Origin of the sequence: Haladaptatus sp. AB618 (assembly GCF_024136965.1) — an archaeon.
GTDB lineage: Archaea > Halobacteriota > Halobacteria > Halobacteriales > Haladaptataceae > Haladaptatus.
Genome location: NZ_JAMYJX010000034.1, coordinates 1 through 370 on the forward strand (window position 1 = coordinate 1; position 370 = coordinate 370).

Annotated in this window: 1 rRNA gene; it reads left to right on the top strand. The window is 56.8% G+C overall.

Annotation, left to right across the window (positions count from 1 at the left end):
• A 16S ribosomal RNA gene (locus NKF26_RS23980) occupies window positions 1-53 on the top strand; the annotation flags it as partial.
• Between the last annotated feature and the right edge of the window lie 317 nt (window positions 54-370).

Consider the following 370-nt stretch of genomic DNA (forward strand, 5'->3'; position numbering starts at 1 on the left):
GCTTAAGTCGTAACAAGGTAGCCGTAGGGGAATCTGCGGCTGGATCACCTCCTAAAGACCGGGATTGGGCCGACGTGCCCAACCCACCTTAACCCGTCAACTTTCGTTGACGGATTGGCACCACACGAACGGTACACTACTCGTCTACCGACGAGGCACCTTTGAACTACCAAGGCTGGTTACACTCTCCCTTTTGGGAGGGTAGCCTTCGCTCGCTGGTGAGCGCCGCTGTTCGACAGCGGTCATGGGTTCGACTCCCGTGGAAGGCCGTCGCTTGGGACGATTCAAACCGTGCCCCTTAAGTGGGTCACGACGAAAGAATCAATCCCAACAAACCGATGCACCAACCCGTGAAAACGCGGTTGGGAAG